General features: G+C 47.5%; 11 protein-coding genes. 5 read left to right on the plus strand and 6 right to left on the minus strand.

The window, feature by feature from the left end:
• Positions 1-27: 27 nt before the first annotated feature.
• The 3 genes from NYE45_RS01760 to NYE45_RS01770 form a co-directional block, all read right to left on the minus strand.
• Positions 28-1,710, minus strand: a complete 1,683-nt coding sequence (locus NYE45_RS01760; protein WP_340015320.1) for a helix-turn-helix domain-containing protein — start codon at positions 1,708-1,710, stop codon at positions 28-30.
• Between the two features lie 403 nt (positions 1,711-2,113).
• Positions 2,114-2,974 carry a hypothetical protein gene (locus NYE45_RS01765; RefSeq protein WP_145152237.1) on the minus strand — a complete coding sequence of 287 codons (861 nt, stop codon included), beginning with the start codon at positions 2,972-2,974 and terminating at the stop codon, positions 2,114-2,116.
• A 146-nt stretch (positions 2,975-3,120) separates the two neighbouring features.
• Entirely contained in the window at positions 3,121-4,029 is a 909-nt protein-coding gene (locus tag NYE45_RS01770) for a LysR family transcriptional regulator (RefSeq protein ID WP_340015321.1), read from the minus strand.
• Between the two features lie 405 nt (positions 4,030-4,434).
• Here NYE45_RS01770 and NYE45_RS01775 point away from each other — a divergent pair, with 405 nt between their 5' ends.
• From NYE45_RS01775 to NYE45_RS01790, 4 genes are all read left to right on the plus strand, one after another.
• Entirely contained in the window at positions 4,435-5,451 is a 1,017-nt protein-coding gene (locus NYE45_RS01775; protein WP_340015322.1) for an ABC transporter ATP-binding protein, read from the plus strand.
• A gap of 69 nt (positions 5,452-5,520) precedes the next feature.
• Positions 5,521-6,594: an ABC transporter substrate-binding protein gene (locus NYE45_RS01780; protein WP_101314834.1), complete on the plus strand. Its 1,074-nt coding sequence runs from the start codon at positions 5,521-5,523 to the stop codon at positions 6,592-6,594.
• A 116-nt stretch (positions 6,595-6,710) separates the two neighbouring features.
• Entirely contained in the window at positions 6,711-8,381 is a 1,671-nt protein-coding gene (locus tag NYE45_RS01785; protein ID WP_340015323.1) for an iron ABC transporter permease, read from the plus strand.
• Positions 8,378-9,967 carry an MBL fold metallo-hydrolase gene (locus NYE45_RS01790; protein ID WP_340015324.1) on the plus strand — a complete coding sequence of 530 codons (1,590 nt, stop codon included), beginning with the start codon at positions 8,378-8,380 and terminating at the stop codon, positions 9,965-9,967. Before NYE45_RS01785 ends, NYE45_RS01790 begins: the two co-directional genes overlap by 4 nt.
• Before the next feature lie 81 nt (positions 9,968-10,048).
• On the opposite strand, the gene NYE45_RS01795 is transcribed toward NYE45_RS01790, so the two are convergent.
• The 3 genes from NYE45_RS01795 to NYE45_RS01805 all read right to left on the minus strand — a co-directional run bounded on the left by NYE45_RS01795 (position 10,049) and on the right by NYE45_RS01805 (position 13,608).
• Complete coding sequence (locus NYE45_RS01795) at positions 10,049-10,534, minus strand: GerMN domain-containing protein (RefSeq protein WP_340015325.1); 486 nt, start codon at positions 10,532-10,534, stop codon at positions 10,049-10,051.
• A 107-nt stretch (positions 10,535-10,641) separates the two neighbouring features.
• Positions 10,642-12,054, minus strand: coding sequence for an N-acetylmuramoyl-L-alanine amidase family protein (locus tag NYE45_RS01800; RefSeq protein ID WP_340015326.1), 1,413 nt, complete (start codon positions 12,052-12,054; stop codon positions 10,642-10,644).
• A gap of 153 nt (positions 12,055-12,207) precedes the next feature.
• The gene (locus tag NYE45_RS01805; RefSeq protein WP_340015328.1) at positions 12,208-13,608 is read right to left on the minus strand and encodes a serine hydrolase; all 1,401 of its coding nucleotides are present in this window, start codon (positions 13,606-13,608) and stop codon (positions 12,208-12,210) included.
• Between the two features lie 267 nt (positions 13,609-13,875).
• Between NYE45_RS01805 and NYE45_RS01810 the strand changes: the two genes are divergently transcribed.
• Complete coding sequence (locus NYE45_RS01810; protein ID WP_340015329.1) at positions 13,876-15,849, plus strand: methyl-accepting chemotaxis protein; 1,974 nt, start codon at positions 13,876-13,878, stop codon at positions 15,847-15,849.
• Positions 15,850-16,002 lie beyond the last annotated feature (153 nt).

The raw sequence follows: 16,002 nt of genomic DNA on the forward strand, positions 1-16,002 counted from the left end.
GGAGACATAGCCTTCTGTGCTATCCAGTCATGGATTAATGTGCTGAGTGCCACCAAAGAGTTTGATGGTTTCATCGATAATTTGATCATGGGCATACGGTGAGTAATCCAACCAAGGCATTTCATCTAGCAGATATACATGCTGGTTTTGCACGGGCTTCAAATCTTGCCATAGCTGAGTATGTTGGAGTTTATGCCAACGCTGCTGGGATTCCGAGTCCTGGTCCACAATCAGTAACATGCGATCTCCAACCATTTGAGGCAACTCCTGTTCATCCAATGCACGATAGACTTGCCCTGGAAGCAGATCGTGTGAAGGCGACACGCCTAGATCGTTATACAAAACAGCCCCCCCATTGCGTCGTCCGTAGATTAACAGATGACCCATCATGATATGAATGATGGAGACCGTATCTTTACCGATTAGATGATTAAGCTGCTCTTTGGCATGGGTTACTTTGTCATCATACTGTTCCAACCATTGCTGAGCTTCCTGTTGTTGTCCCACAATGGAAGCAACTTGCAGGAAATGTTCCCGCCAGTTCAATCCTTTCCATGGGATAACGATGGTAGGTGCAATTCGTTGCAGTGTTCTTTTTAGCGTCTGGGCTTCGTACTCATTACAGAGTATGAGGTCTGGGCTCGCTTGCATCAACAACTCAACGTTGGTTTGCCAGATACGAGGATTCATGCGTTTGCTACGTCCCAGATGATAAGGAATATTCGAAAAAAACAGATTCCTGTGTTGATCCCGTCGGTTATCGATCAGTGCCGCATGGGGGATGTTCTGCAATGCCAGCAGGTGGCCAGTCGTTCCGAAGGAAAGGGCAGCGATTTTATTGCGTTTCTGTCGTTGATAGGTAGAGGGAGACACGCCAACATATTTTTTGAATTTGCGGCTAAAGTAAAACTCGTCCTGAAAACCAACCTGTGAGGCGATATGTTTGATGGTTTGGCCGGGGACGAGCAGCATCTCTTTGGCCCGGTCCATGCGGATGCTATTCACGTATTCCATGGGACTGATGCCAGTGCGGTTTTTGAATACCCGCGAATAGTGCCATACACTCATGCCTGCCACTCCGGCAAGAACTTCACGAGAAAGATGCTCAGCATATCCAAGCTCAATAAGTTCAAGTGTTTGATCCAAAGCAGAGGTGTGTTCGGAATCTCGTATTGCACCTTCTTTAGGAGGAGCATACACATGGGTTAACAATTCATGCATCAAAGTCTGAATACGAAATGGACGATTTTCCTGAGGTACAGAGATGCATTCATGGAGCTGGGAGGCAATTCTGGTACACTCCTGAAAGAGTTCATGTGGTAATTCATCGGCGTAAGACGAACGAAGTAACCCTTTTTGGTAAACCTCCATTACAGTAGATCCAGAAGTGGTTTTGTTCATATCTGAAATGGGCTTTAACAGATCAAAATATATCGCGAGTCCCTGTAAAGGATGAACTTCATCCGTTGTATATTCTATCGCTGTTCCTGGCAGGATCAGATACATTTTGCCGAGTGTGGCATGATTTTGCCTATGCCCAATACGGATATTGGCTTCACCGCCAGTACAGATGAGCAAAAGATGTGAATCCGTTAATACGAATGGGGGAAGAAAAGACGCTTGATCGAGAACTTCGGATGTCTTGAATCTTGCATATAGGTCACGGGTATGGTCACCGTTTGATATCGGTGGAAAGACTTGTAAAGTCACCAGAATCCCTCCTTAACTTGCAATAGTAACATTACATATGATGTATTTGAGAATAATTATCAATTATCGCATATTGTCATACAAATAAGAAGTCCATTATGTATAAGTCGAACTATCATTTACACGAGAACGTAGAGGACAGAAATAATTTGAGAAAGCGAAGCGTGCGACTAAAAGCTTTCTGAAAGAAAGCTGCATCGAAGTGGTAGTGGAGAGAATACGAAGGAGGTTTTAGGGCTTCTAGATGTTGAAGAAGGTATGCAGATAGAAGTCTTTAGAGCATGGAACTACATAAAACATACATAACCCTTGGGCTTTATAGTTCACTACGCAAAAAAAAGACAAGCCCTCTCCTACGATGTCCGCAGGAAGAGGAACTTGTCTTTTTAGTTAGAGCTAGCGATTAGTATCTTTCCAGAATGGTCTGTGTCTTCAAGCCATCGGCAGGAATCAGCCAGTTGTTGTTCTCCAGCAATTGCAGCAGTTGGGTACGCAGTCCGGATACAGCTACAGCATCATCGGTTTTGAAAGAAACCTCTACGATATTCTCAATACCTGTACCTGCTGCGTTGCGGATTGGCCATACTTCGAGTGTAAGTTCTTGACCATTCCATGTACCTTCATAACGTTGGAACGTTATCGGACCATAAGCACGGGATTGCGTAAGTTGTTGTTTACCCCAGTTGGAGGAAGTCCAGTTTTTCAATTTGCCCGGGAGCTTGTCCAGTAACATGTTCAAGGCTTCTTGCTCCGAAGGAAGTTGAACACCTGTTGCTTTGGTATCGACTTTTTTGGTGTTGGAGAAGCTCAAGGTTTGTTTGCCATATCCCCAATCAATCTCAGCCTCGTAGTTATCATCCGATTTATCGAATCCTTCTTGGTTAGCCAGAGTCAGCGCTGCGTTGATATCGCCATTGATCACAGGGTAGCGTTTTTTATAAGTCAATTCGTAGTTATTCTTGTCATCCTTTTTGCGAAAACGAACGTTCCATCCTTGTTGATCCAATCCGAGAGCATTGGTGTCGAAGTACTCTACGTTAATGTTTCTTGGCGTGGAACTCAGGCCGAGTGTCTGAATCACTTCACTGCGTGGTGTCCCATCTGTATTTAATACAAGTTCCGGCTTGGCCAGAAACTTTACTTCATAAGCAGGAACGGCATTGGCAGCAGCTGAAGCCTGGGGTGCTCCCAGAAATGTCATTCCACTTCCCAATGTTACGATGCTCAGCATCAATGAGGCAGTTACCTTTTTCCACTTTTTCAAAACCAATCACTCTCCTAATCTGGATTAACGTACAGACTCACTTTATCGCCCGAATATATGAAAGCGATTAAAGGGAAGCGCACATTGCGTTAACCCTGCATAGATTTGATGAATGGCAAACGATAGTTTATAGCGGATCAGGGCAATTAGCCATGGAAAGTGGGGAAGCCGTGACTCACCTCTCGTAGCACTTCTTTGAAGCGGTTTACCTGAACTGAAGGGTGGCGGTCCTTGTTATGTACCGTATAAATATGGCGCGGTGCTTGCTCTCCGGGAATGGGAAGAACCTGAATGAGCCCCTGCTGTTCCTCCCACTGTACCGCCATCCGAGACATGAATGAGACATGCCCCCCGATTAACACGAGCTGTTTGATGGCTTCCAGGGAATCCATCTCCACCGTGCTCCGCAAACGAATATCATGTTGCGCAAGCCATTGGTTGGTTAACCGACGAGTACTGGATTCATTGCCATGTAAGGCAAAAGGAATCTTCGCGATATGATCAGGGGTTAATGCATCCTTCTGGGCCAAACCATGCTGCGGAGAGCAGATTAATACCAGGTCGTCTTCACATAGCGTCTCGGCTTGCAGGGCAGGTCCAACAAACGGCTCGGAAGAGATCACACCCAGATCAATCTGGTGCCGAATCAGCATCTCGCGAATAACAGGTGATGGTTTGACGGATAAGACGATACGAATGCCCGGGAATTCCTGAGAAAAGGTATTGAGCATGGCGGGCAGCAAATATGTAGCTGGTACATAGCTTGCCCCAATGTGCAGGGTGCCCCGATAGAGGCTGTCATATTCCTTCACTACCCGCCTTGCCTCTTGGGTCAAAGCATTGATTTTGACGGAATAATGGAGCAAAGCCTGTCCGGCTTCGGTTAAAAAAGTCTTCCCACTGCGCGATTCGAATAATCGCACACCCATCTCTTCCTCCAATGACTTCATATGAAAGGTAACGGTCGGTTGTTTGATCCCCAGTAACTCGGCCACGCTTGTCATGTGATGATGCTTATCGATCAGCTCAACAATTTGCAATTTGATCAGATTCAATGTTCCAACACTCCTCTCACTTCTACTAGCCCCAATATATAAGATGATCTAATGTTTTTCATAAAGACGGAGAGACAGAACCAATCTGAAGAAGCGGAGCCAAAAGCTTTCTGGAAGAAAGCTGCTTCGGAAGCATATGCTTCGCCTTTATCCCCGGATTTCTCCCTTTATAAAGGAAATAAAAGAAATCTGGGGATAACAGCGATCGGAAGATGGTGCTGTAATCGGAGCGACAACATGAAAATTAATTTAGTTCACCTACTATAGATTTAATCTATGAACATCAACAGAATTCATCTAAAAAGTTAATTCCAATTTTACATACAAGACATACAACTCGCGAAAGCGGACGTTAGACTGAGAACAGTGCAAGATACAAGTAACAGAAGACAGGCAGGGATGCTTATGAAATTAGAGATAACGGGAGTTCAAAAATCATTTAATCAAACACCCGCACTGCTGCCGACAGATCTAACGCTTGAACATGGAAAGTTCACGACACTGCTCGGCCCATCGGGCTGTGGCAAAACAACACTGCTCCGCATGTTGGCCGGGTTGGAACAGCCGGACGCGGGGGAGATTCGTGCAGATGGTCAGTGTATCTACTCTGCGGCGAAGCGGATTGATATACCGACACACAAGCGTAATCTGGGCATGGTGTTTCAGGATTTTGCATTATGGCCGCATATGACCGTATACGAAAATGTAGCGTTTGGCCTGAAGGCCGGAAAACAGAAATCCGATCTACGGCAAAAGGTGAACGAAGCGCTTGGCATGGTCCGCCTGCAAGGCATGGAAGATCGCTATCCTCATCAGCTGTCTGGTGGACAGCAGCAACGGGTTGCTTTTGCCAGAGCTGTAGCCGTAAGGCCGGGTGTGATCCTGTTCGATGAGCCACTGAGTGCACTGGATGCTGTACTCCGGGAAGAGATGCGGATTGAGATGATGTCCTTGGTTCGGGATATGGGACTGACTGCGCTGTACGTCACACATGATCAGATTGAAGCGATGTCGATGTCGGATGAAATTGTCGTCATGCAGAAGGGGCGGATATTGCAAAAGGGAAGCCCGGAAACGATCTACTCGGCGCCAAGTGATCCGTATGTCGCTTCGTTTATCGGAAAGTCCAACTGGCTTACACCTGATCAATCCATGGTTCGTCCGGAGCATGTCACTTGGAACAAAACAGGTCATGACGATCTGTGTTATCCGGGGACGGTAATCAGCGTCAGCTATGTAGGTGAGCGTTACGAAGTGCGAGTGCAGATGGAAGGGCTGGGCGTATGGACAGCATATATGAATCAAAGAGTGCGCGTAGGGGAGCGGGTGCAGCTCTATGTAACCCCGGAACGGATATGCCGAATGGATGGTTATGACAACCCGAGTGTAAAGCAGAACGAAGCGATCGCAGTGGCATATTAAATTGTTGAACGAGCACGCAGTTGGAAGCAGAAGTACACATTTATAAGAAACCAGGGGAGATGGACGAATATGTTGGGTATGAAAACACGGAAAAAGAGCGCAATGCTGTTATTAACAGCGGTAATGAGTATCAGCTTGTTCGGATGTAGCACAGGGAACTCGACCACAGGCAACGCGGCACAACCCGCGGGTGAAGGAAATACAGCAGCAGCTGCGGAAACAACGAAACCGGCTGGCGGCAAGCTTGTCTTGTACAGTGCTGGTCCACAGAAGCTGGCGGATAACATCGTGAGCGGATTTACGGACAAAACGGGGATTGAAGTCGAGATGTTCCAGGGAACGACAGGCAAAATTCTGGCTCGTATGGAAGCAGAGAAATCCAATCCGGTGGCAGACGTTGTAATCCTGGCCTCTTTACCATCAGCACAGGCTCTGAAAGCGGATGGACTGACTATGCCATATCCGGACGCAGCGAATGCAGACAAGCTGAACAAGGATTGGTCGGATGCAGAGGGCAACTACTTCAGCAGCAGCGCATCCGCACTGGGTATTGTATATAACACCAAACTGGTATCTACACCACCAACAAGTTGGGCAGAGCTTGCTACGCCTGCGTGGAAAGATGCAGTGAACATTCCCGACCCTACATTATCAGGTTCAGCACTCGACTTCATCACAGGATACCTGAGTGCGAATGGTGAAAAAGGATGGGATTTGCTGAGTGCCTATAAAGCCAATGGTGTAGCGATGGCAGGTGCTAATCAGGAAGCACTTGATCCGGTCATTACGGGTGCTAAAAGCATCGTAGCAGCAGGTGTGGATTACATGGCGTATTCCTCCAAGGCAAAAGGTGAACCCCTGGATATCGTATATCCGGAGGAAGGCACGGTAATCAGCCCAAGACCGGCAGCAATTCTGAAATCCAGTCCGAATGTAGAAAATGCCAAAGCGTTCATTGACTACCTGTTGTCCGATGAAGCACAGAAACTCGTTGCAGATGCTTATCTGATTCCGGGCCGCGAAGACATTGAAGCGACTAACCGCGCCAATGTGAAGGATATTCCACAACTCAAAGTGGATTGGAACTGGATGAGCGAACATGGTGAAGAGACAGCAGCACGTTTTTCCGAGACTTTTAAGTAAGTACTTTTGCATATGCAACATACCGAAAGAAGAACAAGTATAGAGACAATTAGGCAAAAGGAATACCTGCTGTCTGTGGAAAGTCATGTGAGGTGAACGTAGTGAAACCTGTTGTAATGGACAACAACCGAATTTTTCGGAGAGTGGGCGTGATTCTGGCCCTCTTTCTGCTGACCATAAGCATTGGCGTGCCGCTCTTGCTGATCTTCTGGCAAAGTGTGTATCCCGACGGGCAATGGGACTGGATGGCTCCGATTCGCACGATTACCGGTCATCATCTATCAGGTGTATTGCTGAACTCCGTCTGGCTTGGTATCTGCGTTGTAGCGGTAACCACGCTGCTGGCGCTGCCGCTTGCCTGGATGATGGCGAAGACCCGGATGGGCGAACACCGCTGGGTCGATGTGATCCTGATGATTCCGTTCATGACTCCGCCGTATATCGGCTCGATGGGCTGGATTCTATTTATGCAAAAAGGGGGATACCTTCAGCAATGGGTGCCTTCATCTGCGAGCTGGAGTGAGCTGTTCTTCAGCTTCTGGGGCATGGTGCTCATTATGAGCTTGCACCTGTTCCCATTCCTGTATCTGCTGCTTCGGGATGCATTGATCCGCATCGGTGGCAATCTGGAAGAAGCGGGAGCCGTACACGGTGCACGTGCGGGGTATCGTTTCAGACGCATTATTTTACCCCTGTTGTTGTCGTCCTACGGCATGGGAATCATGCTGGTCTTTGTCAAAACGATTGCGGAATTCGGAACACCGGCAACCTTCGGGCGCAAGATTGGCTATTATGTTATGACCTCCGAAATCCATAAGTACATCTCCAGTTGGCCGATTGATTTCGGCAAGGCGACTTCGCTGGCATCGGTGCTGCTGTCCGTCTGTCTGGTGATGTGGTACATGCAGTCGGCCATGAGTCGAAAGTTCACGTATCGTCTGGTTGGTGGCAAAGGCCAACGTTCGAAGCGATATTCTCTTCGTGGCGGAGCAGGATGGTTGTGCGGTGTGTATCTTGCAATCCTGTTGATCCTGTCGGTAGGTATTCCGTATTTCTCCATCATCGCCGCTTCGACCATGAAGCTACGGGGATCGGGACTCGCTTTTGATAACCTGACCTTGGATCATTACAAGGAGCTGTTATCTTGGGGTTCGGTGAGCATGAAGGCGATCGGGAACAGTCTCGGGCTATCCCTTGCGGCTTCAACCGTTGCTGTTATTATCGGTACGGGGTTTGCGCTGGCGATCGGCAGATCATCTTCATTCATGCAGCGTGTGATTGACTTGTTCAGTCTGTTGCCTAATACGGTGCCGGGCATCGTAATGGTGGTGGGTCTGATTCTCTTCTGGAACTCCCCTTGGATGCCAGTCACGTTGTATAACACCTACGGCATGGTTGTTCTCACGTACGTTGTTCTCTTCTTGCCTTACACGGTGCAGTATGTAAAATCGAGCTTTACCCAGATTGACGGAACATTGTTCCAGGCTGGGCAAGTCTTTGGCGGGAAGCCGATGTATATTCTGCGACGTATCCTGATCCCGCTGATCCTGCCCGGCATGCTGGCGGGTTGGATGATGACCTTTACGATTGCTACCCGGGAGCTGGTAGGTTCGTTATTGATTCTTCCGCCGTCGATGCAGACGTCGGCTACGTATATTTTTGCCCAGTTTGAACAAGGTCAGGTATCACTCGGCATGGCGATGGCCGTCGTTACAGTAGGTATGACGGTGCTGATGCTGCTGGGAATCGAAATGCTGAATTCAAAGAGAAAGTGGAATGCATCATGATCAAACTGAACGTATGGGGCGGTGCAGGGGAACATGGACGTTCCGCCTATCTCCTGAGCGGGAGCAATGTTCGCCTATTGCTGGATTGTGGTGTGAAAAAAGAAGGCACGGGCGAGTATCCACTAATTGACCCGAAGATCGTCCCGCAACTGGATGCGGTCCTGTTGTCCCATGCCCATGAGGATCATTCCGTCGCCATCCCTTTGCTGTATAAGATGGGTTACCAGGGTGAAGTGTGGACGACGAGAGAGACTAGGGCGCAGCTGCGTACGTATTTTGCCAACTGGCGTAGATTTGTAGAGCGTATAAGCGAAGAACTTCCTTATGATGAAGCAGATGAGCAAGCTATTCGTTATCGGTATCTGGAGGATGAGGTGGTATCCCAGACCTGGTTCGAACCCATTCCTGAAGTAAAAGTGATGTGGGGCCGAAGTGGACATCTGGCTGGATCGGTGTGGTTTGGGGTTGAAATGGAAGGTACGCGGATTTTTTATTCAGGGGATTACACTTCCGAATCGCTGCTTTTACAGGAGGATTGTCCAGCCGAAGCGTTCTTGCAGGCAAGCACGCTCCATGAAAATCCGGTGTTCGATGCTTCGAGCAGCGAACGATGGGGCGCGGAAGAACTAATCGCTATGAACAGTGGGCAAAAGGCTGGAGGATGTATAGCTTCACAAGATCAGACATTTGTTACATCAGAAGCGTCGTCAAGAACACTCGTATCCAAGGTGATACCCATGAAACAGGGAAATTTCACATCCAGCGAAGCAGATGGAGTAGGCAGAGCAAATATAGCAAGCGGAGCAGATAGCGCAGCAATACCTTCCGTCGGGCTGATAGATCTGGCGATTGTTGATGCGGCCTATGGTACGGATCAGGATACACAGGCCGACAAACTGGAACAGCTTGAACGATTCATTCGCCAGACGATTGCACGCGGTGGAAAGGTGCTACTACCCATGCCTGTCGTAGGGCGCGGACAGGAGATCATATTGTGGGCACAGCAACAGTTCCCGGCTGTTCCAATCGTAGTGGAACAAGGGCTGGTGGACGGTATGAAGCAGCTTATGCATGTTCCATACTGGTTGAGGGAGAAGGGAGAGCATGTCATCGGAAGTTCGTTGAAAGACGAAATTGATGGCTTTCTGACCGGACGAGGGTGGGATCTGCCTACGACCACCCAAGAGCGGGAACAACTGTTGGAACAACATGCTGCTTCGCTATGGTTCATTCCGGACGGCATGATGCAGTCCTCGCTTGCTCGTTGGTACTATAGCCAATTATCAGACAGCGAGGAGAATCTGATTCTGCTCACCGGGCATGTTGCTCATGATACATTTGCTGATAAGCTGCTACGGGTTCCTGACAAGTATGGAGTATGTGAGGTGCAGAAAATACGCTATAAAGTACATCAGGGCTGGAAGGATGTTGAGCGGATGTTGCATCAGATTCCAGCAAGTCATACGGTCCTTGTGCATGCTGACCGGGCAGAGACGGACCGATTAAAAGAAGGTTTGCTCAGAAATAGCCCCTCACCGGGAACAGTGATACATTCACTGTCTGCTGGTGACGAGCTATATGTGTGAATTGTACATGAAACGAAGTGTTGCGTTCGTTATCTGAGAGCGTCCCTGGGGACGCTCTTTTTCCATTGAATTGTTATAAATTTAGGGTTCGCGATGAGTGGGGTGCTCCAGTTCAGCATGACCCATCAAACTATCAACGGCTTCACCGTCCACCAGTATATCCAGGCTATTTACTTCATCAAATTGAAACATCGTTGTGGTTAAAGCTTCCAATGCGAGCAGTTCTCCACTGGTACCGAGGTTGGCTTCAGCGGGGATATGAACATCCAAAGTTACCGTACCCTCAGCATATTGGACAGAGAGCAATTCAACCTGCTCCCAAAGGGAAACAAGCTCTGGATCAGTGTTCGTTTGCAGAGCTGCAAATGTTTTTTTATATTTTTCGGAGTCATCCTTGTACTCAATTTCCTGCTCTGTTTTCTCAAGCTCGAGTACCTGAGAGTCTGCCAAGTAAACATCGATGACTTGTGTATTCATTTTGTCCAGATCCACCTCCGGTTTGGATGGGTTTGGTGACTGCGCCTGTCCTCCCTGTACAGCAGGTTCATTCGATCCGGATTCACTCACTGGCTTCTGGGCACATCCGACTCCGATAAGGATCAAACATGATAATATAAGTGCACAACCTAGCTTCTTATTCAAAGAATCACTTCCCATCTAATGTATTTAATGATTTATAGGCCCAAATACTCCTTGATTCCGTCGGCTATCGCTTGAGCGGCTTTCATCTGAACAACTTCGGATGACATCAGTTCTTCATCGAGCACATTACTCAGGAATCCCACTTCCAAAAGCACGGCAGGCATGGTCGTGTCTCGGATCACTTCCAAGTTGCCATTTTTCACACCACGGTCTCTGAGCCCCATGGCTTTCACTAAACGTTGATGAATAATAGTAGCTAATTCCTTGCTGTTACTGCGTTGATAATAATATGTCTCCGTACCTGTCGCCTGAGGTGCAGACTTCACGCTGTTGCCATGGATAGATACAAATACATCCGCGTTTAATTGATTGGCGAGCTGAACACGCTCAGGGCGGGTCGGATAGGTATCACCTTCACGAGTCATCACCAATTCGATATTAGGTTCATTGAGCAGCAGGGCTTGTACTTTGTGAGCCAATGCCAGATTGTATTCCTTTTCGGGTTTGTTAGTAATACTGATCGTCCCTGGATCACTGCCACCGTGTCCTGGATCGATCACAACGACCTTGCATCCTGAATCACCTATTGGAGTTACAGGAGTAGGTGCGATGTTGTCTCCTGCAATATTCAGGTCAATAATCAGTTTGTCGGCAATGACGTTCTGGCTATACTGGATATCCTTCACATGATTCAATTCTACAACAATTCGAACTTGCGCCGGATCTCGTTTGAACAGTGAGTATCTCACTTCCGTCACATTGGGATAAACGCTCACGTCCAGCTTGCCATTGAATCCCTGATCCAGCGGTTGGGACAGATCTCCAAAGGTGGCCCCGGGCAAGTCCACAACCAGACGATCAGGATACTTGAGGGTCGTTATTACCGGCTGAATGGCCCGATCGGTGGATAAAACGAGCTGATTATTGGCAAATTGGATATCGGTAACCTGAGCGTCAGATATGGAGTCCCCTTTTCCAGAAATGTTGCCTGGGTCGATAGCAGGTTCCTTACTAGTGTTCGTTAAGTATACGATCTTGTCTTGATTGTTCCATCTTACCTTAAGCCCCATTTGTTCACTGACAAATCGAATGGGCACCACCAGCGTTTTGTTCAAAATTTGCGGTGCTGTGTTTAAGGTGACTTGCTTGTCTGCAACCATGGCTTGCTTTTGATCCACGGTTAGCGAAATCGTCTGTTGATCTTGCTGGATTTTTACAGTGCGTGCTTGCTGGTTCCAATCGACTTTGAATTTTAAATTTTCGGCAACAACACGAATCGGGATCATCACGTTTTTATTGATAATCGTCACCTGTACATCACTTGGGAGGACTAATTCCTCTCCATCCATAACGATTTTCGACGTGCTTGCAGCGGCATTTCCCTGAGTAGGAAGCAAAACGAGTAAGAACAGGCTCAAAAACAGTAGTAAAATGGTTTTCTTCATTATGCACCTCGACTAGTATTAGATCTTTTTCTTAATTCCAGAATATACCTACATAATATAAACGGTAAAATTGTAAAAATGTTTCTTTTTAACTAAATAAAAGAGACGATCCTGCTGAAGGATCGCCTCTTATTGCTTTTTATGAAAATAAAATTATTGCAATTGCAGTGCTTTAGCTGTTTTTGTCTCAACTTCATCCAAAAGTGAAGTCATGTCCATACCTGCATGATTGCCGAGCAGGATAATGGTGATATCATCGGACAGATTACGTGAAAAGGCTGTGGCAAACCCGCCACCACTACCATTGTGGAAGACGGTACGATTCGTGCCGTTTTCTTTCAGAATCCAGGCGTAGCCATAGTTTTTATCGGAGTAAGGCTCATACATCTGTTCAATCGTATCCTGGCTTAGAATCTGGTCCGTATACAAGGCACGGTCCCATTTGAGCATATCGTCCACCGTGGAATAGATGGTTCCTGACCCGGATTGAGATACATAGTAAGGGGCAGTTACCCATGCGTTATTTTGTTGAACAAAACCACTAATGGTATGCACTTTACGGGAAGCCTCTCCCGAATTTTTCATGCCAAGTGGCTTCAGTATAGTCTGCTGCACGTAATCGGCATAACTCATGCCGGATACCTGTTCAACGACGTAAGCGAGCAGAACATACCCGCTGTTGCTGTACAGATAAGCACTCCCTGGTTCAAACTTCAACGTTTTGTGGCGAATCTCCTCTACAGTCTCTTCCATAGAAGTTCCTTCACCCCGACCGAATGCGGATGGCAGACCTGAGGTCTGAGATAAGAGCATATGCAGCGTGATCTGATCTCCCTTCGGTATACCGGAGATGTACTTGGAGATTGGATCTTGCACATCAACCTTTCCTTCTTCCGCCAGACTAAGAATGGAAGCGGCCGTGAAGGATTTGCTCAGCGATGCGATTCGAGTCTTCTGATCCGGACGATTCAGTGTCTGTTCGTCGGCAAGTCCGTAGCCTTGCTTTAGAAGTACTTCACCATCACGGGCAATCAGAGCCATGCCCGGATAGTTGATCTCGCGCAGATACGTATCTACGCTGGCAACTTCGCTCTTCAGCAGACTGACTTGATCGGTTACCATATTCACACTCATCTGACCTGTAGCTGTACGTTGGACCTTGATATCGGCCTTAATTGCATTAGCCATGGCCCGAACAGGTACCATCAACGTACCGTTAACCGTACGTGAATTCACACCTGTCGCCAGATAAACCTGGTTTACCTTAATGAAATTGCTGCCAGCCTGATGGACCAGCTTGTCTCTGCCAACGGTAATGGTAGCCGTCTTGGTGCGATTATCCCATTTCAACGTGCCTTTAACCGATGTGACCACATCCCGTAGTGGAACAAACGTTGAACCTTTGATGATAAGTGGTGCGTTCTTCCAGGATTGTTGCTCACCATTCACTTCAATGTGAACTGCTTGCGTCGTCTGCGCTGCAGATGCCGTGGTACCAGCTTGTCCCAGAATCGGGCCTGCGCACAGGATGAGCGCTAACAGAATGCGGAACATGGATGAATATACAGTGGAAATGCGTTGCCTTTCATTTGACTTGCGTAAGATTTGAATCCTCTCCTTCCAATCGTTTCATGAATAGCCAGCTTATGAGCATTGTAAACGATCTTGCTAAGAGGGTCAAAACGAAAAGTAGGATAGGGTAAGTCCATCCAACCTGACCGAAAAGATTAAATTTATTCTAATTTAGTATCTATACATAATATTTTTACAGGATTTGTCCGATAAAAGGATGGGTGAAGATTATGATGGGGGATAGTTAAAATGAAGAAAAGGATTCGAAATTGGTTTAGTTTAACCGTAAAAAAACGCCTGATCGCTGCATTGCTCCTGTTCCTGGTAGTACCGAGCATTACCGTGGGATGGTTGTCTTATCAAAAAGCTGCTGACCAGGTTAAAATGGAAATTATTCGTTCCGCACAGGCCAAAACAGAAATGCTTAGTCTGCAGATAAATCAAATGCTGGAAATGGAGAAGGATAACGCAGCACAGATGGCTGCGGGTATTACTTCAAACGATATTATTAACAAATCCCCTGCGCTTCAAAGGCAGATGGATCGGATGTCTCAGAATCATAAGGAACTGGGTGTGCTTACCGCAGGTGCCGATGATGGCAGCTGGATGAAGTCTCCTGATCCCGGAGAACAGATCTATGATCCGCGTGAACGTTCATGGTACACAATGGGCATGTCTCAGGACGAACCGGTAATCTCGGATACGTTCCAGTCGGCTACAACAGGTGAATGGGTCGTCACGGCAGCAGCCAAACTGGCTGATGGCAAAGGAGTATTCGGGGCCAATGTCAGTCTCAATCATCTGAAAGAATCCGTTGATCAGATACGCATTGGCAAAGAAGGAAAACTGTACATGCTGGATAACGGGGGCAAATTCCTGTTCCACTACAAAATCGAATCCGGTACACAGTCAGATGAAAGCTATATTAATGAGATGTATACACAAGAAAGTGGGACCGTGAAGTATACATATGATGGTCGCGAATTGGAAGCTGTGTATTATACCAATCCGGTGACGGGTTGGAAAATTGTTGGTGAGATGGTTCCTTCTGAAGCAACTGAAGCCGTGATGCCTATTATGATCCGTTCAATTACGATTGTGGCATCTGCATTGGTTATTGGGTTGATTCTGCTTATTTTCATTATCCGCAGCATTCACCGACCATTACTGCAATTAACGCAGGCAGCATCCAAAGTAAGCGCCGGGGATCTCACCGTTCGGGTTGGTTTGCAGCGCAAGGATGAGTTCGGACAGCTTGGAGAAAGCTTCGATACAATGACGACTTCACTACGTAGTGTGCTTGGAGAGGTACATGATACGTCCAGCCAGCTGGCAGCTTCTTCTGAAGAGCTGATGGCAAGTTCCGAGCAGACATCCAAAGCGACAGAGCAGGTAGCTGAACTGATGCAGGATGCAGCGGCAGGAACGACGTTGCAAAACAACAGCCTTGCCGCTACTGGCCAACTTGTAGGCGAAATGTCCATTGGAGTCAAAGAAATTTCATCAAGTGCTGAAGACACCGCTCGTATCGCTCTGGATGCTTCCACCAAGTCGGAAGCGGGTATGGTTACCGTAGAAGAAGCGGTTACGCATATTCAGCAGGTGAATGACGAGAGCAAAGCCATGTCTGTGGTCATAGAGGATCTGCGCGCGAAAAATGAAGAGATTCTTGTGATTGTGGCCGAGATTACGGCCATCGCCAAGCAGACCAACATACTCGCATTGAATGCGTCCATTGAAGCTTCAAGAGCTGGCGAGCAAGGGCGTGGATTCGCGGTCGTAGCCAACGAAGTGAAGACACTGGCTCACAGCTCAGGCGCTTCAGCCGAGCGGATTAATGAGCTTATGCATGAGATGCAGGAGAAAACCAATGCGGTGCAATCGACCTTTGCCCGTACAGGTGAAGGTATGATCAAGAGTTCGCAGATGGTTACGGAGGCGGGCGAAGCCTTCCATAACATTCGTACTGCCGTACAGTTGGTGGCTGCACAAGCTGGAGAAGTATCCGCGGCTTCCCGTCAGATTGATGGGGGCATGGGTCATATCAACAAGGCAGTAAATGATACGATGGTTCTGTCAGACAAAATTGCCTCTGGAACGGAAGATGGATCAGCGGCTGCTCAAGAGCAGTTGGCTACAATGGAAGAGGTCGCAGCATCTTCGGCGGCATTGTCACGTATGGCTGAAGATCTGCAAAGCATGATTGAACGGTTTAAGTTGTAACAGGGATTGAAATGAGACTGCAGGGTTGCGACCCTGCGGTCTTTTTTCTGTTGAACAAGGGGCATCCGTTATTTCTTCAAACACAGCATCCTTTTCCGTTACGTTGACATAAACTAAACAAAATTATATTATGTCTATAAATAAACAAACAAT

This window comes from Paenibacillus sp. FSL K6-1318 (assembly GCF_037976905.1).
GTDB lineage: Bacteria > Bacillota > Bacilli > Paenibacillales > Paenibacillaceae > Paenibacillus > Paenibacillus amylolyticus_A.

What these genes read in the sequence shown, in the direction of transcription:
- NYE45_RS01775 (WP_340015322.1), top strand. Translation starts at nt 4,435, where the DNA reads ATGAAATTAGAGATAACGGGAGTTCAAAAATCATTTAATCAAACACCC.
- NYE45_RS01780 (WP_101314834.1), top strand. Translation starts at nt 5,521, where the DNA reads ATGTTGGGTATGAAAACACGGAAAAAGAGCGCAATGCTGTTATTAACA.
- NYE45_RS01785 (WP_340015323.1), top strand. Translation starts at nt 6,711, where the DNA reads ATGGACAACAACCGAATTTTTCGGAGAGTGGGCGTGATTCTGGCCCTC.
- NYE45_RS01790 (WP_340015324.1), top strand. Translation starts at nt 8,378, where the DNA reads ATGATCAAACTGAACGTATGGGGCGGTGCAGGGGAACATGGACGTTCC.
- NYE45_RS01800 (WP_340015326.1), bottom strand. Translation starts at nt 12,054, where the DNA reads ATGAAGAAAACCATTTTACTACTGTTTTTGAGCCTGTTCTTACTCGTT.
- NYE45_RS01805 (WP_340015328.1), bottom strand. Translation starts at nt 13,608, where the DNA reads ATGTTCCGCATTCTGTTAGCGCTCATCCTGTGCGCAGGCCCGATTCTG.
- NYE45_RS01810 (WP_340015329.1), top strand. Translation starts at nt 13,876, where the DNA reads ATGAAGAAAAGGATTCGAAATTGGTTTAGTTTAACCGTAAAAAAACGC.